At 63.4% G+C, this 20,562-nt stretch carries 19 protein-coding genes; 11 read left to right on the top strand and 8 right to left on the bottom strand.

Features of this window, described 5'->3' with window-relative positions; translation table 11 throughout:
* Nucleotides 1-137 precede the first annotated feature (137 nt).
* The 7 genes from IVB45_RS15165 to IVB45_RS15135 all read left to right on the top strand — a co-directional run bounded on the left by IVB45_RS15165 (nucleotide 138) and on the right by IVB45_RS15135 (nucleotide 6,547).
* Entirely contained in the window at nucleotides 138-1,238 is a 1,101-nt protein-coding gene (locus tag IVB45_RS15165; RefSeq protein WP_247360479.1) for a LacI family DNA-binding transcriptional regulator, read from the top strand.
* A gap of 122 nt (nucleotides 1,239-1,360) precedes the next feature.
* Nucleotides 1,361-3,190, top strand: a complete 1,830-nt coding sequence (locus tag IVB45_RS15160; protein ID WP_247360477.1) for an IlvD/Edd family dehydratase — start codon at nucleotides 1,361-1,363, stop codon at nucleotides 3,188-3,190.
* Nucleotides 3,191-3,322: 132 nt separating this feature from the next.
* Complete coding sequence (locus IVB45_RS15155) at nucleotides 3,323-4,054, top strand: SDR family oxidoreductase (protein WP_027569534.1); 732 nt, start codon at nucleotides 3,323-3,325, stop codon at nucleotides 4,052-4,054.
* Between the two features lie 27 nt (nucleotides 4,055-4,081).
* Nucleotides 4,082-4,828 carry an SDR family NAD(P)-dependent oxidoreductase gene (locus tag IVB45_RS15150; protein ID WP_247360475.1) on the top strand — a complete coding sequence of 249 codons (747 nt, stop codon included), beginning with the start codon at nucleotides 4,082-4,084 and terminating at the stop codon, nucleotides 4,826-4,828.
* Between the two features lie 7 nt (nucleotides 4,829-4,835).
* Nucleotides 4,836-5,228 carry a GFA family protein gene (locus IVB45_RS15145; RefSeq protein WP_247360474.1) on the top strand — a complete coding sequence of 131 codons (393 nt, stop codon included), beginning with the start codon at nucleotides 4,836-4,838 and terminating at the stop codon, nucleotides 5,226-5,228.
* A gap of 150 nt (nucleotides 5,229-5,378) precedes the next feature.
* A complete protein-coding gene (locus IVB45_RS15140) occupies nucleotides 5,379-6,059 on the top strand; it encodes a site-2 protease family protein (protein ID WP_027569531.1) in 681 nt (226 codons plus the stop codon).
* A gap of 65 nt (nucleotides 6,060-6,124) precedes the next feature.
* Nucleotides 6,125-6,547, top strand: coding sequence for a hypothetical protein (locus IVB45_RS15135; RefSeq protein WP_247360689.1), 423 nt, complete (start codon nucleotides 6,125-6,127; stop codon nucleotides 6,545-6,547).
* Here IVB45_RS15135 and IVB45_RS15130 read toward each other — a convergent pair.
* The 6 genes from IVB45_RS15130 to IVB45_RS15105 form a co-directional block, all read right to left on the bottom strand.
* A complete protein-coding gene (locus IVB45_RS15130; RefSeq protein WP_247360473.1) occupies nucleotides 6,535-7,350 on the bottom strand; it encodes a TonB family protein in 816 nt (271 codons plus the stop codon). The two genes, IVB45_RS15135 and IVB45_RS15130, sit on opposite strands and share 13 nt — an antisense overlap.
* Before the next feature lie 9 nt (nucleotides 7,351-7,359).
* A complete protein-coding gene (exbD, locus tag IVB45_RS15125) occupies nucleotides 7,360-7,815 on the bottom strand; it encodes a TonB system transport protein ExbD (RefSeq protein WP_247360472.1) in 456 nt (151 codons plus the stop codon).
* 3 nt (nucleotides 7,816-7,818) lie between these two features.
* On the bottom strand, nucleotides 7,819-8,739 hold the full coding sequence (exbB, locus tag IVB45_RS15120) for a tonB-system energizer ExbB (protein ID WP_247360471.1): 921 nt from the start codon (nucleotides 8,737-8,739) through the stop codon (nucleotides 7,819-7,821).
* The gene (locus tag IVB45_RS15115) at nucleotides 8,736-9,425 is read right to left on the bottom strand and encodes a Fe2+-dependent dioxygenase (RefSeq protein ID WP_247360470.1); all 690 of its coding nucleotides are present in this window, start codon (nucleotides 9,423-9,425) and stop codon (nucleotides 8,736-8,738) included. Before IVB45_RS15115 ends, exbB begins: the two co-directional genes overlap by 4 nt.
* A gap of 2 nt (nucleotides 9,426-9,427) precedes the next feature.
* Nucleotides 9,428-11,824 carry a TonB-dependent receptor gene (locus IVB45_RS15110; RefSeq protein ID WP_027569526.1) on the bottom strand — a complete coding sequence of 799 codons (2,397 nt, stop codon included), beginning with the start codon at nucleotides 11,822-11,824 and terminating at the stop codon, nucleotides 9,428-9,430.
* Between the two features lie 216 nt (nucleotides 11,825-12,040).
* On the bottom strand, nucleotides 12,041-12,280 hold the full coding sequence (locus tag IVB45_RS15105) for a hypothetical protein (protein ID WP_247360469.1): 240 nt from the start codon (nucleotides 12,278-12,280) through the stop codon (nucleotides 12,041-12,043).
* 364 nt (nucleotides 12,281-12,644) lie between these two features.
* Here IVB45_RS15105 and IVB45_RS15100 point away from each other — a divergent pair, with 364 nt between their 5' ends.
* The 3 genes from IVB45_RS15100 to IVB45_RS15090 all read left to right on the top strand — a co-directional run bounded on the left by IVB45_RS15100 (nucleotide 12,645) and on the right by IVB45_RS15090 (nucleotide 17,599).
* Nucleotides 12,645-13,817 (top strand): efflux RND transporter periplasmic adaptor subunit, encoded by a 1,173-nt coding sequence (locus IVB45_RS15100; protein WP_247360467.1) that lies wholly within the window; start codon nucleotides 12,645-12,647, stop codon nucleotides 13,815-13,817.
* On the top strand, nucleotides 13,814-16,960 hold the full coding sequence (locus IVB45_RS15095; RefSeq protein ID WP_027569523.1) for a multidrug efflux RND transporter permease subunit: 3,147 nt from the start codon (nucleotides 13,814-13,816) through the stop codon (nucleotides 16,958-16,960). Before IVB45_RS15100 ends, IVB45_RS15095 begins: the two co-directional genes overlap by 4 nt.
* 66 nt (nucleotides 16,961-17,026) lie before the next feature.
* Entirely contained in the window at nucleotides 17,027-17,599 is a 573-nt protein-coding gene (locus IVB45_RS15090; RefSeq protein ID WP_027569522.1) for an invasion associated locus B family protein, read from the top strand.
* Here the strand turns inward: IVB45_RS15090 and IVB45_RS15085 are convergent.
* Nucleotides 17,495-17,941 carry a hypothetical protein gene (locus tag IVB45_RS15085; protein ID WP_245287857.1) on the bottom strand — a complete coding sequence of 149 codons (447 nt, stop codon included), beginning with the start codon at nucleotides 17,939-17,941 and terminating at the stop codon, nucleotides 17,495-17,497. The genes IVB45_RS15090 and IVB45_RS15085 overlap by 105 nt on opposite strands.
* Before the next feature lie 157 nt (nucleotides 17,942-18,098).
* On the bottom strand, nucleotides 18,099-18,461 hold the full coding sequence (locus IVB45_RS15080) for a DUF1428 family protein (RefSeq protein WP_247360465.1): 363 nt from the start codon (nucleotides 18,459-18,461) through the stop codon (nucleotides 18,099-18,101).
* Nucleotides 18,462-18,664: 203 nt separating this feature from the next.
* On the opposite strand from IVB45_RS15080, the gene IVB45_RS15075 reads away from it, so the two are divergent.
* Complete coding sequence (locus tag IVB45_RS15075) at nucleotides 18,665-20,527, top strand: caspase family protein (protein ID WP_247360464.1); 1,863 nt, start codon at nucleotides 18,665-18,667, stop codon at nucleotides 20,525-20,527.
* The last annotated feature ends 35 nt before the right edge of the window (nucleotides 20,528-20,562 follow it).

The following is a 20,562-nucleotide window of genomic DNA, read 5'->3' as shown; positions in this document are numbered from 1 at the left end:
CACCGAACGAAGCCCAACCTTACGGGCGCCATTGTCGGCAGTTTGTGCGGTTTTGGCAATTTGTCTTTGGTTAGTCTGTGCTGGTAGCGCTGTCAACGTTCCTTTGTTTGCGACAGTGGCTGTGTTAAGAGCAGCAAATGGGTCGAAACCGCACCAAGTCAGGGAAAATCCGGCTGGCGGAAGTCGCCGAGCTCGCTGGCGTAAGCCCGATCACGGCGTCCCGCTTCTTCCGCAATCCCGAGGCGCTGTCGGTCGCCAAGAGGACCCGGGTCGAGAGCGCGGCCAGAGAGCTCGGCTATGTGCCGAACCTGGCGGCACGCGCGTTGGCCTCGCAGCGCACCGAGGTGATCGGTGTCTTGATTCCGTCACTAACCAATAATGTGTTCTCCGACGTGTTGCGCGGCATCTACGACGCCTCCGAAAACAGCCGTTACTCGATCCAGCTGTCCAACACACGCTACAGTATTCTCCAGGAGGAGAAGCTGCTGCGCCTGTTTCTTGCGCAGAAGCCGGCCGGGCTGATCGTCACCGGCATCGACCAGACCACGGAATCGCGCGCGATGCTCGATGCCGCCGACTGCCCGATCGTGCAAATCATGGAGATCGGACCCAATCCGGTCGACATGATGATCGGCTTTTCGCACTATGACGCAGCCCGTGCGGCGGTTGCGCATCTGTTCGCGCAAGGTCACCGCAAGATCGGCTTCGTCGGCGCGCGGATGGATCCGCGGGTGCAGCGGCGGCTCGACGGATATGTCTCGGCCATGAAGGACGCCGGACTGTTCGAGCAACGCCTCGTCGTCACGACGGCGACTCCGACCTCGGTAACGCTCGGAGGCGCCCTGTTCACCGATCTCCTGGCGCGGGAGCCCGGCATGGACGCGGTGTTCTGCGCCAATGACGACCTCGCGCTGGGTGTGCTGTTCGAATGCAGGCGCCGCGAGATCGCCATCCCCGAACAGATCGCGATCGTGGGCTTCAACGATCTCGAATTCATGGCCTCCGCCGTCCCAACTCTCACGAGCGTGCGCACCAACCGCTACGAGATGGGCAACACGGCCGCCAGCATGCTGATCGACGCGATCGACGGACGGCGCCCGGAGCATCCGGTGCTCGATCTCGGCTTCAAGGTGATCGAGCGGCAAAGCTCGTTGGCCCGGCGGTCGGACAACCGGCCAGCCGCTTCAGGCGCGGGCGCTGCGAACAAAATGGTAGCGTTACCAAGTGGCCATGACTAGTATCGGATTTGTGAGGAAACGACCCGCCAGCGGGCAGGCAAATCGTCGCTCGCGCCGTTGGGCATCGCACAAGCCGATACCATAGAACGGACGCCAGTGCGTTTGCATTGCAGGAGAAACCAATGACAAAAAAACCAACCAATGGGCATGCCCCCGCCGGCAACGGCGCTCGCCGCCACCTCCGCTCGCAGGAATGGTTCAACAATCCGCATAATCCGGGCATGACCGCGCTCTATATGGAGCGCTATCTGAACTACGGTCTCACCCGCGCCGAGCTCCAGTCCGGCAAGCCGATCATCGGCATCGCACAGACCGGCAACGACCTCTCCCCCTGCAACCGCCACCATATCGAGCTTGCCCATCGCGTCCGCGAAGGCATCCGCGAGGCCGGCGGCATTGCGATGGAATTCCCGACCCATCCGATCCAGGAGACTGGCAAGCGCCCGACCGCGGCGCTCGACCGCAACCTCGCTTATCTCGGCCTCGTCGAGATCCTCTACGGCTACCCGCTCGACGGCGTGGTGCTGACCACCGGCTGTGACAAGACTACGCCGGCCTGCATGATGGCGGCGGCGACCGTCAACCTGCCCGCGATCGTGCTGTCGGGCGGGCCGATGCTGAACGGCTGGCACAATGGCGAGCGCACAGGCTCCGGCACCATCGTCTGGAAATCGCGCGAGCGGCTCGCCGCCGGCGAGATCGACTATGAAGAGTTCATGGAGATCGTGGCGTCATCGGCGCCCTCGGTCGGCCATTGCAACACCATGGGCACCGCCTCCACCATGAACGGGCTCGCGGAAGCGCTCGGCTTTTCCCTGCCGGGCTGTGCGGCGATCCCCGCTCCCTATCGCGAGCGCGGCCAGATCGCCTACGAGACGGGAAAGCGTATTGTCGACATGGTCTGGGAAGACCTCAAGCCTTCGGACATCCTGACCCGCGAGGCGTTCGAGAACTGCATCGTGATCAACTCCGCAATCGGTGGCTCGACCAACGCGCCGATCCACATCAACGCGCTGGCGCGCCACATCGGCGTCGAGCTCTCGATCGACGACTGGCAGAAGGTCGGTCACGACGTGCCGCTGCTGGTCAACATGCAGCCGGCCGGCTTCTATCTCGGCGAGGAATTCCACCGCGCCGGCGGCGTGCCGGCCGTGGTGCGCGAATTGATGAAGCACAAGCGGATCCACGAGAACGCTGTCACGGTCAACGGCCGCGGCATCGGCGAGAACTGCGCCAATGCGCCAAAGCCGGACAACGACGTGATCTGGGCTTACGACAAGCCGCTGGTGAAGGACGCCGGCTTCCTGGTGCTGAAGGGCAATCTGTTCGATTCCGCGATCATGAAGACCAGCGTGATCTCCAAGGAATTCCGCGATCGCTACCTTAGCAATCCGACCGATCTCAATGCCTTCGAGGGCCGCGCCGTCGTGTTCGAGGGGCCTGAGGACTATCACGAGCGGATCGACGACCCCTCGCTCAAGATCGACGAGCGCTGCGTGCTGTTCATCCGCGGCACCGGCCCGATCGGCTATCCCGGCGGCGCCGAGGTCGTGAACATGCAGCCGCCAGCGGCGCTGATCAAACGCGGCATCATGTCCCTGCCCTGCATCGGCGACGGCCGGCAGTCGGGCACCTCGGGCTCGCCTTCGATCCTCAATGCTTCGCCGGAAGCCGCCGCCAATGGCGGGCTCGCGATCCTCAGGAACGGCGACAAGGTGCGCGTCGATCTGAACAAGGGCAGCGCCAACATTCTCATCTCCGACGACGAGGTGAAGAAGCGCCATGCCGAGCTCAAGGCCAATGGCGGCTTCAAGCATCCGCCGAACCAGACGCCGTGGCAGGAGCTTTATCGCAACACCGTTGGACAGCAGTCGACCGGTGCCTGCATGGAGCTCGCCACGCGCTACCAGAACGTCGCCGGCACATTTGGCGTGGCGCGGGATAATCACTGATAGCCACACCGTCATTGCGAGCGCAGCGAAGCAATCCAGAGCTATCTCCGCGGAGACAGTCTGGATTGCTTCGTCGCAAGTGCTTCTCGCAATGACGATCCGATAGAACTTTCAGGCAAGGGAGAAGAAAAAATGGCAGACCGCCTCAAGGGAAAGCGCGCCGTCATCACGGCTGCAGCGGCAGGCATCGGACGCGCATGCGCCGTCGCATTCGCGCGTGAAGGCGCGACCGTCATCGCCACCGACATCAACGAGAGCGGCATCGCGAGCCTGGCCAAGGAAGGTATCGCCGAGACCGCGAAGCTCGACGTTCGCAACACCGCCGACGTCAACGCCTTCGCCAAGCGCGTCGGCAAGGTCGACATCCTGCTCAACGCAGCGGGCTTCGTGCATCACGGCACCATTCTCGAGTGTTCGGAAGAGGATTTTGATTTCTCGTTCGACCTCAACGTCAAGTCGATGCACCGGACCATCAGGGCCTTCCTGCCGGACATGCTCGCGGGCGGCGGCGGCAGTATCGTCAACATCTCCTCCTGCGCGGCGCTGCGGCCGCCGGCCAACCGCTACGTCTACAGCTCCTCGAAGGCCGCGGTGTCGCTGCTGACGCGCGCGGTCGCGCTCGACTTCATCACCAAGGGCATCCGCTGCAACAGCATCTGCCCTGGCACCGTCGAGACGCCTTCGATGCTCGACCGCGCCGCGGCGCAAGGGCCGCAGGGCAAGGAGATGTTCGTCTCCCGCCAGAAGATGGGCCGGCTCGGCACCGCCGACGAGATCGCGTCCATGGCGGTCTATCTCGGCAGTGACGAGAGCGCCTTCACCACCGGCGTCGACCTCGTCGTCGACGGCGGCTACATGCTCTGACGCCAAGGCATCCAGAAGGCATCCAGCATGAACAAGATCGATCTCAACGACCGTGTCGCGATCGTCACCGGCGGCGCGCAGGGCTTCGGCCGCGCCATCGTTCAGCGCTTCGTCGCCTCCGGCGCCAAAGTCGCGATCTGGGATTTTGATGCAGCCCTCGCCGAGAAGACGGCAAAGGAAATCGGCGACAATGCCCGCGTTTTCAAGGTCGACGTCACCGATGCCGCGGCCGTCGAGCAGGCCCGCGACGCCACGCTTGCCGCCTTCGGCAAGATCGACATCCTCGTCAACAACGCCGGCATTGCCGGGGTCAACAAGCCGGTCTGGGAGACCGATCTCGAGGAATGGCGGAAAGTTCTGCGCATCAACCTCGACGGCCCCTTCATCGTCTGCAAGGCGATCGTGCCCGCGATGCTCAACCAAAAATACGGCCGCATCATCAACATTGCCTCGATCGCCGGCAAGGAAGGTAATCCGAACGCCTCGCACTATTCGGCGTCCAAGGCCGGCCTGATCGCGCTGACGAAGTCGCTCGGCAAGGAACTGGCGGCACATGACATCCTCGTCAATGCGGTGACGCCCGCGGCTGCGAAGACCGCGATCTTCGACCAGATGACGCAGCAGCATATCGACTTCATGCTGTCGAAGATTCCGAAAGGCCGCTTCGTGCTGGTGGAGGAGTTGGCCGCGATGGTGAGCTGGCTCGCATCCGAGGACTGCGGGTTTTCGACCGGCGCCGTGTTCGACATCTCCGGCGGGCGCGCAACTTACTGAGGGCGTCATGGTCAGAGAAGGCGGATGCCTGTGCGGCGCGGTGCGATTCAAGGCGGAAGGCGAGCCGCTCAACGTTCGCATCTGCCATTGCCGCATATGCCAAAAGGCAATGGGCTCGCCCTACTTCGTCCGCGCGCAGTTCGACCAGCGCGCACTGACCGTCGAGGGCGACATCGCCCGCTATGCGTCGTCCGAGAACATCGACCGCGTGTTCTGCAAACGCTGCGGCACGCGGCTGTTCTCCTGGCGGCGCAACGGCACGCTGGCGGGCGTCGCACTGACGACGTTCGACGATCGCAACGCCTTCGCGCCGACCGAGCACATCTGGGTCTCCGAGAAGCTCGCCTGGCTGAAGCTCGACGACGGGCTGACGCAATATCCGGGGACCATTCCTGCATGAATTGCACGACTGCACGGCAGGTTCGGGGCGCCGATCATTTGCGGCGTGGCATTTCGGAACCGGCCACCCTATGTTGAGGTGAAGCGTTGCTGCACCGCCGGTTGGCTGGGTCGGCTGCATGACCGCAGGCAACCGGGACGGACGAGAGCCGTGAACATTTCTTTGTATGACCTCTCGGTGTGGGTGCTGCCGCTGCTGCTCGCCATCACCTTCCACGAGGCTGCGCACGCCTTCGTCGCATATCGTCTCGGTGACGACACCGCATGGCAGCTCGGCCGTGTCAGCTTCAACCCGCTCCGCCACATCGACCCGTTCGGCACGCTGATATTGCCGGCGATGCTGCTGTTCGCGCATTCGCCGTTCCTGTTCGGCTACGCCAAGCCTGTGCCGGTGAATTTTCGCAAACTCAACAACCCCAGGCTCGGCATGGTGTGGGTGGCGCTGGCCGGGCCCGCCACCAACATCCTGCTGGCGTTGGCCGCAGCTCTTGCCCTGCACGCCCTGCCCTGGGCTCCGGCCAACTCGGCGCAATGGATCTTCGACAATCTCAAGAACGCACTGCTGATCAACGCGGTGCTGGCAGTGTTCAACATGATGCCGATCCCGCCGCTCGACGGCGGGCGCGTCGCGGTGGGGCTGCTGCCCCAGCCGCTTGCCCTGCCGCTGGCGCGGCTCGAGCCTTTCGGGATGCTGATCCTGATCGGCTTGCTGATCCTGCTACCGCTGGCAGGCTCCCAGTTCGGTCTAAATCTTGATGTTATTTCAGCAATACTGCGAACGTTGACCGGTTATGTGATTCAGGCTGTTCTCATTCTGACCGGCAATGCTTAGTTGAACAGCAACACACCCGAACACAAGCCGAAGGGCTCGAGGCCGACTTGGTCAAAGCTGCCGACATGCTGATCGCGCGACGCGCCGATACCCGCGCCCGCGCCGATTTCGCCACCTGGAAGATGATGGCCAAGCTCAACGGGTCGTCGGCGCTGCCTCCGGGGGCGCAGGAATTCCTCGTGAGCTACAAGAACCTGCAGGCACAGATGAACGAGGGTGAGGCTACCGAGGCCACCATCGGCGCCATCTACAAGGCCTACTATGCCGAGATGGGCGGCGCGGGAACCCCGCCCGACGTCCGTCCCCGGGCGGCCGAACCGGCGGCGGACAATGTTACCGCTTTCCGCCGCCCCGAACCGAAGCCGAGGAAGGCTAATTTCTTCGGGGCAGCGACCGCGGACGCAACTCAGAAACGGCCACTCCCGGTGGCGCTGATCTTCGCCTGCCTAGTCGTGGTCTATGTTGGGATCAGGCTCTACTGGCGCTGAGCCGTCTTCTTCTTTTTCTTTGCGTCCGGCGGTGTGAAGATGATGTCGACGGTGCGCTCGAACCGGTCGTCAGTCAGGCTGGCAGGCGGCTGCGGAATGGGATCGGACTTGCGGACAATCGAGATCGCGGCTGCATCGTAAGCTGCATCCCCGGACGACTCGACAACGTCGACTGAAAGCACGTTGCCCCGTCGGTTGATCGCGAAGCTGACCTTGACCTTCTGATTGTTGGGCTCCTTGCCCTCGGGGTTAACCTTGTGGGCCGCGAGATGCGCGCTGATCTTGCGATTCCAGTCCGCCGTGAGCTTCAGAATGTCCTTGCCGATGCCCAGCACAGGCGCCAGCGCCTTCTCGGCCTCGCGCGCGTCCTCATCGAGCGTCTGCCGCGCCGTCGCAGCGGACTTCGGCGAAGCTTCCGCAGCGGGCGTTTCGACCGCTGCAATCTTCGGATCCTCGTCCTGCGGCTTCTTCGAGATGTTCTCCGTGACGACCCGATCGGGATCGTCGACCTGTTGCGACTGATCCTTTGGAAGCTCGGTTTCCTTGGTCTCGGCCTTTTGCTCGGGAAGCGCCTGCTGCTCCTGCATTGCTTCGCTATCCGGCCCCGGGGGAAGGTCGGTGTCCGGCGCCTTCGGCGAAGCCATCTCGACCGCGAACTCCGCGCCGACTGCGCCGAGGCCGTCGTCGCCGTCATCGGCCCGCAAGTGCGCCAGTGCGAGCGCGGCACCGCCCAGATGGAGCGCAAGCGCCGCCACCGCTGCAAAAATCCAAAGCGTCCGGGCTGGTCTGGACTCGTCCGACATCGCGGGCCTCTAAGGCTGAGCGGCGCCTGCCGCGGGCGCCCCCGGAGCGCCTTCCAGCGCAACCAATTTCACCCGTGAATAGCCGCCTGAGCGCAACAGCTCCATGACGCCCATCAACTCGCCATACGGCACCGAGCGATCGGCGCGCAGGAAGACATACTTGTCCTTGCTCATGTCGGACAGGCCGTCGAGGGTGCCGATCAACTCGGCGCGGTGGACCAGGTTCTCTCCGATGGCAAGCGTCAAATCGGGCTTGATGCTGAGATAGGTCGGCTTGTCCGGCTTCTTCTGCGGCGTCGCGCTCGACGTCGGCAGATCGATCGGCAGGTCGACGGTCGAGAGCGGCGCTGCGACCATGAAGATGATCAGCAGCACCAGGATGACGTCGATGAACGGCGTGACGTTGATTTCATGCGTTTCGCCGAAATCGTCGTCGTCATCATTGTCTGCGAGCGATACGCCCATGATTCACTCCGCCGCGCGCGAATGCACGCTGCCGTGGCTGCGGTCGAGATCGCGCGAGAGCAACCGTCCCGCAGCGCCCGAAGCACGGCTGACGAGCTCGAGATAGCTCTTCGTCACGCGCGAGAAGTAATTGTAGATGATGACGGCGGGAATGGCGGCGACCAGTCCGATCGCGGTGGCGAGCAGCGCCTCGGCGATACCGGGCGCGACGACGGCGAGGTTCGTGGTCTGCGACTTCGAGATGCCGATGAAGCTGTTCATGATGCCCCACACCGTGCCGAACAGGCCGACGAAGGGCGAGGTCGAGCCGATGGTCGCGAGCACACCCATGCCGACGCGGATGCGCCGCGCCTCCGCGCGCATGATCTCGGAGAAGCTCGAAGCCGCCCGCTCCTTGATGCCGGTGTCACTGGACAGGCCGGCCGACATCCGCGCCTCCCGCAGCGCCGCGGCCAGGAAGGACGGCAGTATCCCCGCTTTGGCGCCGAGCGCCATCTGCGCTTCCGCGAGCGAGCGCGCCTCCGCGATCTTCTTCAGCGCCGAGCGAAGCTTGGTCGAGGCGATCGACAATTCGATCGACTTGGCGATCAGCACCGTCCAGGTCACGAGCGACGCAAAGGCGAGCCCGATCATCACCGCCTTCACGATGATATCCGCCGATTGGAACATCACCCAGGGCGACAATTCCTTCATGGCGGGCGCGATGCCGGCTGCCGTATCGGACTTTGCAGCCGCGGACACGACAGCTTGGGGCGCCGCAGGCGGAGCAACAACCGGGGCCGGGCTGACCGCGGACGGCTGAGCCGTCGACTGGACCGGTGCCGCGGGCGCGGCCTGTGTCTGGGCAGAAACAGGGGATGCAAGCCAGGCGGCCGCCAGCACCAGAGCTGCGGCAAGGCTTGCTTGGAAGGACATGATCTTCATACTTCGGCCCAGTAGCGAATGAGATTGTGATAGATACCCGTCAATTTGACCGTTTCGGGATCGTCACGCCCGAGCCGTTCCACCAGCGCCTGTATCGCGGTGTCGAGGTCAAAGATCATGCTCCGGGCTTGATCGTCCCGTATCATGCTCTGAAGCCAGAAGAAAGACGCAACCCGCGTTCCCCTCGTCACCGGGGTGACCAGATGGAGGCTGGTCGAGGGATAGAGCACGCAGTCCCCGGCCTGCAACTTGACTTCGTGCGAGCCGTAACTGTCCTCGATCACAAGTTCGCCACCGTCGTACTCCTCCGGCTCGGCCAGGAACAGCGTCACCGACAGATCTGTGCGGATACGGAGGCCGGTCAGGCGGTCGCCGCGGATGGCATTGTCGACATGCAGGCCGAAATGGTGGCCGCTGCTGGCTGCATAGCGGTTGAACAGCGGCGGGAAGATCTGGAGCGGGATCGCCGCCGCGATGAAGCGCGGGTTCGAGGTCAGCGCCGTAATGATGCGGTTGCCGAGCTTGCGCGCGACCTCGCCGTCCGGCGGCAATTGCTCGTTGCGCTTGACCATCGCCGACTGCGAGCCGGCGGTGGAACGGCCGTCCTCCCATTCGCTAGCGTCCATGATGCGGCGGAAATCCGCCACATCATCCTTGCTCAGAACGCCAGGAAGGCAGGTCAACATGATCAGAACTTCGCCGTCGTGATGAGGTAGAACGCCCGCCCCGGCGCGACCGCGACGAAGGGAACCGCGCTGCGATAGAGCGTATCGTAGTAGAGCTTGTTGGTGAGATTCTGGGCGTAGAACTTCATTGTCCAGTTCTTGTCGATCTTCTTCTCGACGAACGCGTCGAAGCGCCAGTAGCTCGGCAACTCGTTGCCGGTATTGGCCGCGAACGTGCCGCCATACACCTTCGAACGGTACACCGCCTGACCGCCCAGCTCCCAGCCGTCGTCGAACTTGTACTTGGTCAGCATGCTGAACGATTGATGAGCCACATTGGCAAGCTGCAGGCCGAGATTTGAGGCGAGACCGCTCTGCGTGACCTTCGATTGCATCAACACTAGGCCGCCGAAGATGCTCCAGCGATCGGTTATCTTGCCTTCGGCCTCGATATCGATGCCCTGGATCCTGTAGGCAGCGCCCGAAGTCAGCAGGCCGCTGACGGTTTCGCGCGCATTGTCCTTCGTGGTCTGGAACAACGCGGCGCTAACCAGCAAATGGCGATCAGCCAGCTCCCATTTGGTGCCGAGTTCGGCTGCCTTGTTGCGCTCCGGCCCGAGCAAGATAGCCGTGTTGGCAGGAATGCCGCCGTAGTCGGTGGCGGTCGCGTCAAGCTCCGATCCGAACGGATTGGCCGAGGTCGCATAGGCCGCATAGAGGCTGCCGATCGACATTGGCTTGTAGACCAGGCCGACGTTGTAATTGACGAGATCGGCATTCTGTTTGAGATGATCCGCGTTGGTCGACGAACTCTGGCTGTAACCGTCGTAGCGCACGCCACCATTGACGATGATCGTGTCCTGCCAGTTCGCGGTGTCCATGACGTAGACGCTGCTGGTGTTGACGCCATAGCGCGTCGGATTTCCAACCAGCGACGGCGTGTTGCTGAAGGGAATGTAGGTGTACTGCGGCGAGTAGAGGTTGACCCCCGGGACCGCCCCGCTGCTGGTCGAGCCGCCGCCGAACAGTTCCGACGAGAGGCCGGTGTAACGGTCGATCGAGATGTTCTCGTTGGCATATTCCACGCCGAACACCGCGGTGTGCTTGACCCCGCCGGTGTTGAGCTTGAACGTGGCCTCGTTCTGGTTGGCCCACACGTCGACGTTCTGGTAGCGGCTCTGCGCACTGGCCGTCGTCGTCCAGAGCAGCGGATTGGGGCTCGTCGTAACCGGGTTCTGCGGCAGCGTGCCGATATAATTCAGCAGCGAGTGCTCGCCGCGCACCTTGCTGCTGAGCGTGATGGCCTCGTTGACCTTGTACTCGATCGTGCCGGTGCCGAAATCCTGCCGCGCGGTCTGGAAGTCGCGGTTGAGGAAGCCGTACCAGTTACCACGCGGAATGCCCGCCGACGTCACCGGGACGTTGCCCTGCTTGTAGTAGGGCACGCCGAAATCAGGATAGCCGCTGAGGTCGGTGTGGACGTAGTTCGTCGTGATCTTGATGTCGTTGGTCGGGGTATACTTGGTCGCGATGAACGAACCCCAGCGATTGTCGGTGACGTAATCACGGCCGGCGACGTTGGCGTCCTGGAACAGGCCGCCGGCGCGCACCGAGAACGTCGGATCGATGACCTGGTTGACGTCGAGCGTGACCCGCTTGGTCCGGTCGGTGCCGAACTCGGTGTCCATTCGCTTGAAATTGACGTCGCCAGCCTGCTTGGTGACGATGTTGATGGCACCGCCGGCGGTGCCGCGGCCTGCGTAGGACGAGGCCGGCCCGCGCAGAATCTCGATCTGCTCGGTGAAGAAGTTCTCGCGGATCGAGACCGCGGGATCGCGGATACCGTCGATGAAGACGTCGTTGCGCGCATCGAAGCCGCGGATGAAGAAGCGATCCCCGAACGCGTTGCCGCCTTCCCCAGATCCCAGCGTCACGCCGGCGGTCGAGCGCCCGATCTCCTTCAGCGTCGTGGCGTTCTTGTCCTCGAGCACTTCCTTGCTGAGCACGGTGATGGTCTTCGGCGTGTTCAGCATTGGCTCGGGAAACTTGCCGGAGGCCTGGACGTGGTCGACCTTGTAGGGTGCCGCCGGATCGGAATAGGGATTGCGATCGGCTTCGCCGGCTGGAACGGTGGGAGCGGTCTGCTGCGCCGCCTGCTGCCGCTGCGCGGCGCGGCGAAGCGCATTGCGCGCGCGGACCTGGTCCGCCGTCGGCTTCGAAGCCACCGGGCGCGGACGCGCGACCGGCGCATCGACCGTTACCGGCGGCAGGTTCGACTGCTGCGCCTCCGCGCCGCTCGACACCGATGCTGCCGCGATCAGGCCCGCGACAGCCGAAACCTTCTTGCCGGAAACGCCCGTGAACTTTTCATCGAATGCTGCGACCGAACGCAACGACTTCGGTGCGACCACCTGCCCCATTACCAACACGCCCCATATTCCAGTTCGCCCATTCACTTCGATGAGCGATTGGAGTGTTGGTATCGGCCGCAAAATAGCGGGTCAATGCGAGCAAGCCGCGAGAACCCTTGAATAAGTCCAGATCAAAACGATTCTAAACTGCAGCTTGAAATCGTTCTAAATCGAGATTGGATTTGTTCTAAAGAGAGCGCGAGTTCGGCGGTCGCGCGCGCATCGTCAATCACGGCTCGGCGGCTTCATCAGCGAGAACAATTCATCGACGGTCTTCTGCGCCACCGCGCGCACGCGATCGCTGTTGTCCATGCCGGCAATGTTGACGCCGCCGACGACGGCTCTGATCTCGTCGCGGAAGTCGGTGAGAAAGCGCAAGGGATCACGCTGCTCGTTGGCGACGCGTGCGATCAGTCCCGTGATCAGGATCTGACACGCGATCAGCTTGCCGTTCAGTTCGTCCATGCTGCGCTCCCGTTGTGGAGCGCCGATATGACCGATGCCGAATTTCCTGACAACCGAAACGGCCTCTGCGCGACTTAGAACCGTTCTTGGGAGCCGCCCCGCGTAGCACATCCCTATCCCGCGCACACCGCTTCCGAGCATTGCACAAGATTTGCTCGCAGATCGTTCGTGGCGGGAGAATGCAGCACTGCACACCGTAGTGACACGGAGCTGCCTAGACAGTGCAAAGCTTTCCAATTGTTTAGGATTCTCAGCCGATAGTGCTGTTTACACTGGAACTTGGCGTGTATTATACAAGCGCGCTGGAACCCTATGATTGCCTCACAATTCGTAGCTTAAGGCACAAGAGCCGACACGAGACGATATGAAAAAGTCCCGGCCGATCCTCTGGATTCTGATCATCGCGGCCGCGGCCTCCGCGGGTTACTATGGTTGGCAGAAATTCGGCTCGCCCGACGCTGGAAAAACCCAGACCGCACAGAAGGGGCCGCAGCGCCCGCCCGCCGTCCCCGTGAGCGTTTCGCCGGTCCAGAAGGTGGACTTTCCGGTTTACCTGACCGGTCTCGGCACGGTTGCGGGCTTCAACACCGTCCAAGTCCGGACCCGGGTGGATGGGCAGATCGACAAGATTGCCTTCACCGAAGGCCAGATCGTCAAGGAGGGCGAGCTCCTCGCCTCGATCGATCCCCGCCCCTATCAGGCCACGCTCGACCAGGCCAAGGCCAAGAAGGCGCAGGACGAGGCAAATCTGGCCAACGCCAATCTCGAGCTCCAGCGCGCCATGAAACTCGGCGAATTCGCCACCGCACAGCGGGTCGACACCCAGCGCTCCACGGTCGCCCAGCTCACCGCGCAGATCGCCGCCGACGAAGCTTCGATCTCCAACGCGCAGACCCAGCTCGACTACACCCAGGTCAAGGCGCCGATCACCGGCGTCGCGGGCCTGCGCCAGGTCGACGTCGGCAACATCGTCAATTCCTCGACGCAGACCGGCATCGTCACGATCTCGCAGGTCGAGCCGATCTCGGTGATCTTCACCGCACCAGAAGACCAGCTGCCCTATATCAGCGAGGGCCAGAAGGCCGGCGCGCTCAGGGTGATCGCCTTCACCACCGACGGCAAGAAGACTCTGGCCGAGGGCAAGCTCGCCGTCATCAACAACCAGGTCGACACCAGCAGCGGCACGATCCGGCTCAAGGCGGTGTTCGACAACAAGGACCACGCGCTGTGGCCCGGGCAGTCGGTGTCGACGCGCCTGCTGGTGCGCACTCTGAAGGATGCGACCGTTGTCCCGGATGACGCGGTCCAGCACTCCACCAACGGCCTCTACGCCTATACCGTCAATCAGGACAACAAGGCCGAGGTGCACAAGATCAAGGTCAGCTACGCGATTGACGGACGCTCGGTCGTCGACGAAGGGCTGACGCCCGGGCAGCAGGTGATCACCGGGGGCCAATTCAAGGTCCAGCCCGGAAGCCTCGTCTCCACGGCCGTGGCGAGTACGGATCCGGCGCAGAACAAGGTTCGACAGGAATGAACGCGGGCGGGATTTCGGCACCTTTCATCCGTTATCCCATCGGCACCTCGCTGCTGATGGCCGGCATTCTCTTCGTCGGTCTCGTCGCCTATCCTCTGCTGCCCGTCGCGCCCCTGCCGCAGGTGGACTTCCCGACCATCCAGATCACCGCCAATCTGCCGGGCGGCAGTCCCGAGACCATGGCCTCGTCGGTGGCCCAACCGCTCGAACGGCAATTCGCCCAGATCCCGGGCATCGCCCAGATGACCTCGACGAGCTATCTGGGCACCGCGTCGATCACCATCCAGTTCGACCTCAACCGCAGCATCGATGGCGCCGCCAACGACGTGCAGGGCGCCATCAACGCCGCGAGCGGTCAGCTGCCGAAGAACCTGCCCTCGCCGCCGACCTACCGCAAGGTCAACCCGGCCGACGCGCCGATCCTGCTGTTGTCCGCAACCTCCGAGACAATGCCGCTGACCAGCGTCAGCGACGCGGTCGATGCCCAGCTCGCCCAGCAGATCAGCCAGCTCTCGGGCGTCGCGCAGGTCTTCATCGGCGGCCAGCAGAAGCCCTCGATCCGCATTCAGATCGACCCGGCGAAGCTCGTCGCCAAGGGCCTGTCGATGGAGGACGTGCGCAGCCAGATCGCGATCACCACGGTCGACAGCCCCAAGGGCAACATCGACGGCCCGAAGCGCGCCTACACGATCTACGCCAACGACCAGCTCACCCAGGCCAAGGACTGGAACGACGTCATCATCGCCTATCGCAACGGCGGTCCCTTGCGAATCCGCGACATCGGCCAGGCGGTCAGCGGCCCCGAGGACGCCAAGCAGGCGGCCTGGGCCAACGGCAAGCGCGGCGTGTTCCTGGTGGTGTTCAAGCAACCCGGCGCCAACGTCATCGAGACCGTCGACCGGATCAAGGCGACGTTGCCTCGCCTCGTCGCAGCGATCCCGCCCGCGATCAAGATCGAGGTCATCAGCGACCGCACCACGACAATTCGCGCCGCGGTCGAAGACGTCCAGTTCACGCTGCTGCTGACCATTGCGCTGGTCGTCATGGTCATCTTCATCTTCCTGCGCAGCTTCTGGGCAACGGTCATTCCCACCATCACGGTGCCACTGGCGCTGCTGGGCGCGTGCGCGCTGATGTGGGTGTTCGGCTACTCGCTCGACAATCTGTCGCTGATGGCACTCACCATCGCGGTCGGATTTGTCGTCGACGACGCCATTGTGATGCTGGAGAACATCACGCGCTACATCGAGGAAGGCGAATCGCCGATGGCGGCGGCCTTCAAGGGCTCGAAGGAAATCGGCTTCACCATCGTCTCGATCAGCATCTCGCTGGTCGCGGTGCTGATTCCGCTGCTGCTGATGGGCGGCATCATCGGGCGCCTGTTCCGCGAATTCGCCGTCGTGCTGGCGATGACGATCTTCGTCTCGATGTTCGTGTCGCTGACCCTGACGCCGATGATGGCCTCGCGCTTCCTGCGCGCCCATGGCGAGGTCACCCACGGCAAGTTCTACCAATGGAGCGAGCGCGGCTTCGACCGGATGTTGCGCGGTTACGAATGGATGCTCGACCATGCCCTGGCCTGGCGCCGCACCACGCTCACGATCTTCTTCGCGACCCTTGCCCTGTCCGTCTATCTGTTCGTGCTGATCCCGAAAGGGTTCTTCCCGCAACAGGACGTCGGCCTGATCACTGCGACCTCGGAAGCCTCCCAGGACATCTCGTTCGCGGAGATGCAGCGCCGCCAGGTCGAGCTCGGCAAGATCGTGATGGACGATCCCGACATCGCATCCATCGCGATGAACATCGGCGGCAGCGGCCGCGCCGGCAACAACGGCAACATGTTCATCACGCTGAAGCCGCGCAACGAGCGCGAAGCCTCCGCGCAGCAGATCATCGCGCGGCTGCGTCCCAAGCTCGAGAAGGTGTCCGGCGCCCGCCTCTACATGCAGGCAGCCCAGGACGTCCGGCTCGGCGGCCGGCCGACGCGCACCCAGTTCGAGTTTACCCTGCAGGACGCCGATCTCGCCGAGCTCAACGACTGGGCACCGAAGATCCTCGCCAAGATGCAGACCTTGCCGCAACTGCGCGACGTTGCGACCGACCAGCAGACCCAGGGCACCACGGTTCAGCTCAAGATCAACCGCGATACTGCAGCGCGTTACGGAATCCAGCCGCAGCTGATCGACGACACGCTCTACGACGCCTTCGGACAGCGCCAGGTCACGCAGTATTTCACCCAGCTCAACACCTACAAGGTGATCCTCGAGATCCTGCCGGAGATGCAGGGCAGCCTCGAGAGCCTGAACAAGCTCTACCTGAAATCTCCGCTGACCGGCGACCAGGTGCCGCTGTCGACCTTCGCGACCTGGAGCACCGATCCGGTCCGCCCGCTCTCGATCAGCCACCAGGGCCAGTTCCCCGCGATCACGATCAGCTTCAACCTCGCCCAGGGCGTCGCGCTCGGCCAGGCCACCGAGGCTGTGCAGAAGGCGATGGCCGATCTCGGCGCGCCGCCGACGCTGAATTCCAGCTTCCAGGGCACGGCACAAGCGTTCCAGCAATCGCTCGGCACCGTGCCGCTCCTCATCCTCGCCGCGCTGGTCGTGGTCTATCTGATCCTCGGCATCCTCTACGAGAGCTACATCCATCCGATCACGATTCTGTCGACCCTGCCCTCGGCCGGCGTCGGCGCGCTCGCGATCCTGATGGCGGCCGGCTTCGAGTTCAGCCTCATTGCTTTGATCGGAGTCATTCTGCTGATCGGCATCGTGAAGAAGAACGGCATCATGATGGTGGACTTCGCCATCGCCGCGGAGCGCGACGAGCACAAGACGCCGGCGGAATCGATCCGGCAGGCGGCGCTGTTGCGCTTCCGTCCGATCATGATGACGACGATGGCTGCCCTGCTCGGCGGCGTGCCGCTGATGCTCGGCCACGGCACCGGCGCCGAGATTCGCCAGCCGCTCGGCTACGCCATGGTCGGCGGTCTGATCGTCAGCCAGGCGCTGACGCTGTTCACCACCCCGGTCGTCTATCTCTATCTCGACGAGCTCAACAACTGGTTCTCGGGCTGGGGCCGTAAGGGTGACGGCGAAGGCGACGAGACGGTCGAGCACGGCACCGTTAAGGAAGCTGCCGAGTAGCAGCTTGCACCGCACGCCTCACGACGTTACAGCGAGGCCCTTGGTTCACGTCAACGCGGTCTTGCCATGCCCATGCAATCCAGACTTGTCGCCCTTGTCGCCGCTGTCCTGTTGTCTGCGGGTGGCGCGTATGCCCAGCAAGGCGCCAAGAAGAACGCGACTCCCTCTGCCCCGGCGGCACAGCCTGCGCCCGCTCCGACGCAGCCGCAGGCTGACGGCGCTGTGGCGCAGCAGCCCGGCTGGGTCGTGCGCTGCACCAGCGTCAGCCGCGACGCACCGCTCGAATGCGCGATGGAGCAGAACGCGGTGCTCACCAAGACCGGCCAGACCGTCGTCCTGATCAACATCCGCATCGCGCCCGACACCCGCACACCCGTGGCGCTGCTGCAATTGCCGCTTGGCCTTAACCTTCCCATCGGGACCAAGCTCCAGGTCGACGACGGCAAGACGGTCGATCTCCCAATCCAGACCTGCGAGAACCGCGGCTGCTACGCATCGACGCCGATCGCACCAGACCTGTTGGCCACTTTAAGGTCAGGCAAGCAGCTGAAGGTCTCCTTCCAGAACATGGCCAAGGAAACGATCGCGATCCCGATGCCGCTGGGCGATTTCGCGGCGGCCTACGACAAGATCAAGTAGCTCTTTCGCGCGTTCACCGCCGCGCCATCTGCGCGTTGCCGACGGCGTCGCCGTCGAGCTTCTGGTCGTCGTGCATGACGACAGTGACGCGCGAGAGCGTCCTTCGAATTCGAACGGCGCATCGTAATGCGACACCGAGCTGTCGCGGCCGATGTCGAGGCCGGACCACGAGATCAGCATGTGGAATCTGAGCTGGGTCTGCAGCGCTCCCGCGGGCTCGCCGTCGATCAGCCGCGTGTAGCCGGTGACGCCGGTGACGCCGGTACGCGAGCCCTTGGCCGGCGGCTCCTTGCGCACGAGACGTTCGACATGCACGCCGAGCCGCCGCGCGCCCGACGGCACCTAGCGCTCCGAGCGGACGATCTGGTGACTGCCGCCGATGCTGAGGTCATGCACGAGATCGCCGTCCTTGACGTAAAGGCTGTAGCCGGCAAGTGAAACGGCTAGCCACGATGCTGCTGCATGGGCAAGCACCGATATGTGGGGCTGGTCAGCGCCCTCACTTCACGGGGTCGCTCGCCCTCAGCAGCGTCGTGAAGCCGCCATAGATCATGCGCTTGCCGTCGAACGGCATGCCCTCCAACTTCAGCCGCGGGTCCGCCATCACCTTCTTGTTGACGGCGTCGCGAGTCTCCCGGTCGCGATAGATGATCCATGAGAACACCACGATCTCGTCCTCCTTCGCCATCACCGCGCGCGGAAACGAGGTCAGCTCGCCATAGGGCACGTCGTCGCCAATGCATTCGACATAATCGAGCGCACCGTGCTCCATCCAGATGGCGCAGGCTGTTGTCGCCAGCGCCTTGTACGCCTCGATGTTGTCCTTTGCCACGGCCAGCACGAAACCATCGACATAGGGCATCACGGATCTCCTTGGGTTGTGTGTCCGGAGGACGATCCAGCGCGCGGCGGCCCGACTCGTCGTGGCACCCACAAGGTGAGGCAAACTGTCGCGAGCAATTCGTGCGCTACTTCACATTCGCCCGTCGCGGCTCCGTGACATCATCCCTGACGTTTGCATCCACACAGCCGCTATTTCAGATTGTATTTGAGGAGGCCGCTTTCATGAGCACCCGCCTGTCGTTGCTTTGCGTCCACGGCGTCGGTCACGCGGAGATCGATGCCGGGTTTCAGCAGTCCTGGTCCGAAGTCATCACGCGTGCCGTCGAGCAGGTCGACCAGGGAGTCCAGCTCGAGATTGATTTCGTTCGCTACGACGATCTGTTCGAGAAGGCCCCGCTCAATTCCCTCACCTACGCCGCGGCCGCGGCCAAGCTGCTGGCGAGCGCGGTCGTTCACGGCATCGGCGACCTCCTGACTGGCGCACGTGGCATCGGCGACATCCCTGCCGTCATCAAATGGACCGCAGGCATGATCGCCCAGTGGTCAACCGACGAACAGCTCCGCAAGGACCTCCGCCGGCTCATTCTCGACAAGATCGACGGCAAGACCTACGACATGGTCCTGGCGCACAGCCTCGGCTCGCTGATCTGCTACGACACCTTCCTGCACGACGGCGACGCGATCAAGGACGCGATCTTCGTCAGCTTCGGCTCGCAAATCGGCAACCCGGCGGTGCGCGACGTCTTTGCCGGCCGCATTCAGCCCCTAACCTGCCGAAAATGGTACCACCTCTATAACCCCGGCGATCACGTGCTGACCTATCCGCTCGACATTCGTGCGGATAATTATCAGCAGGTCGTCGTGTCCTTCGACGTTCCCAACGACGCGCTCAATCACGATGCGACATGGTACCTGTCGCACACCAGCACAGTTGCGACGGTCTGGCATGAGGGCGCTCCGGCGCCTGCCTCGCGCGCGATCGTGAGCGCTGCGCGCGAGATGGCGAGCCTTGCTGTCAAACCCGGCCGCCGCGCGCTGCTGATCGGCATCAACGACTATCCTGACCCGGCCAGCAGGCTCGAAGGCTGCGTCAACGATGTGTTCCTGATGAGCTCGGTGCTCCAGGAGAGCGGTTTCGAGCCGGAAGATATCCGCATCGTTCTCAACGACCGCGCGACGACGCAAGGGATCATGGACCGGTTGCATTGGTTGCTCGACGGCGTTCGTGGCAGTGACGAGCGCATGCTGTTCTATTCGGGGCACGGCGCCCAAATTGCCCGCTACAACATCCGGGGCGAGCCTGATCACGTCGACGAATGTCTCGTTCCCTATGATTTCGACTGGTCCCCGGCCCACGCCATTCTGGACCGCCAGTTCGCCGAGCTGTATTCGCAACTGCCCTATGACAGCTATTTCGTGGCGATGTTCGATTGCTGCCATTCGGGCGGGATGACGCGCGATGGCGGTCCTCGTGTCCGGGGTTTGAGCCCGCCGGACGACATCCGCCACCGTGCGCTGAAATGGGATGCCGCCGAGCGAATGTGGGTGCCGCGCGACTTCACGCCGCTGAACAGGAGCTTGAAGGACAGAAAGAATGGAGCCGACTTCCTCGGGCAGAACGGGGCAACACAACGGCTGGGGCGCGCGATGATGCTGCGAACCAAGCCGGACAAGGATTACGACAAGACGCGCAAGGAGCTCGACCATCTCGGGCCGTACATGCCGATCCTGCTCGAGGCCTGTCAGGAGCAGCAGCTCTCCTACGAATACCGGGATGGCGTGACGTCTTATGGCATCTACACCTACTCCATGGCCAGCACTCTGCGCGAGCTGAGGGCCAAGGGCGAAAATCCCTCGTTCGAGACGCTCAACGAGCTCGTCACGGAGAAACTGAGGCGGATGCGATACAGCCAGACGCCGAATCTGGTCGGCGCCAAGGTTCGCTGTGCGGCTTCTGTGCCGTGGGGCAATTCGCAAGGCGCGGCGTCCGCCAAGCCTGCTGCGAAAACACCGTCCAGGCGGCCGGGTAAGACGAGGCGCAAGCAGGCGCCGGCGACAAAGAAGGCGACGAAAAAGAAGAGATAGCAAAGCACACGCGATCAGGCTTTGGAGAAGTAATC

The sequence above is a fragment of the Bradyrhizobium sp. 4 genome, assembly GCF_023100905.1.
GTDB lineage: Bacteria > Pseudomonadota > Alphaproteobacteria > Rhizobiales > Xanthobacteraceae > Bradyrhizobium.
This window is presented reverse-complemented; position numbering and strand designations above follow the sequence as displayed.

Coding starts and splice junctions, on each gene's coding strand:
- IVB45_RS15165 (WP_247360479.1), top strand. CDS start 138: ATGGGTCGAAACCGCACCAAGTCAGGGAAAATCCGGCTGGCGGAAGTC.
- IVB45_RS15160 (WP_247360477.1), top strand. CDS start 1,361: ATGACAAAAAAACCAACCAATGGGCATGCCCCCGCCGGCAACGGCGCT.
- IVB45_RS15155 (WP_027569534.1), top strand. CDS start 3,323: ATGGCAGACCGCCTCAAGGGAAAGCGCGCCGTCATCACGGCTGCAGCG.
- IVB45_RS15150 (WP_247360475.1), top strand. CDS start 4,082: ATGAACAAGATCGATCTCAACGACCGTGTCGCGATCGTCACCGGCGGC.
- IVB45_RS15145 (WP_247360474.1), top strand. CDS start 4,836: ATGGTCAGAGAAGGCGGATGCCTGTGCGGCGCGGTGCGATTCAAGGCG.
- IVB45_RS15135 (WP_247360689.1), top strand. CDS start 6,125: ATGCTGATCGCGCGACGCGCCGATACCCGCGCCCGCGCCGATTTCGCC.
- IVB45_RS15130 (WP_247360473.1), bottom strand. CDS start 7,350: ATGTCGGACGAGTCCAGACCAGCCCGGACGCTTTGGATTTTTGCAGCG.
- exbD (WP_247360472.1), bottom strand. CDS start 7,815: ATGGGCGTATCGCTCGCAGACAATGATGACGACGACGATTTCGGCGAA.
- exbB (WP_247360471.1), bottom strand. CDS start 8,739: ATGAAGATCATGTCCTTCCAAGCAAGCCTTGCCGCAGCTCTGGTGCTG.
- IVB45_RS15115 (WP_247360470.1), bottom strand. CDS start 9,425: ATGTTGACCTGCCTTCCTGGCGTTCTGAGCAAGGATGATGTGGCGGAT.
- IVB45_RS15110 (WP_027569526.1), bottom strand. CDS start 11,824: ATGGGGCAGGTGGTCGCACCGAAGTCGTTGCGTTCGGTCGCAGCATTC.
- IVB45_RS15105 (WP_247360469.1), bottom strand. CDS start 12,280: ATGGACGAACTGAACGGCAAGCTGATCGCGTGTCAGATCCTGATCACG.
- IVB45_RS15100 (WP_247360467.1), top strand. CDS start 12,645: ATGAAAAAGTCCCGGCCGATCCTCTGGATTCTGATCATCGCGGCCGCG.
- IVB45_RS15095 (WP_027569523.1), top strand. CDS start 13,814: ATGAACGCGGGCGGGATTTCGGCACCTTTCATCCGTTATCCCATCGGC.
- IVB45_RS15090 (WP_027569522.1), top strand. CDS start 17,027: ATGCCCATGCAATCCAGACTTGTCGCCCTTGTCGCCGCTGTCCTGTTG.
- IVB45_RS15080 (WP_247360465.1), bottom strand. CDS start 18,461: ATGCCCTATGTCGATGGTTTCGTGCTGGCCGTGGCAAAGGACAACATC.
- IVB45_RS15075 (WP_247360464.1), top strand. CDS start 18,665: ATGAGCACCCGCCTGTCGTTGCTTTGCGTCCACGGCGTCGGTCACGCG.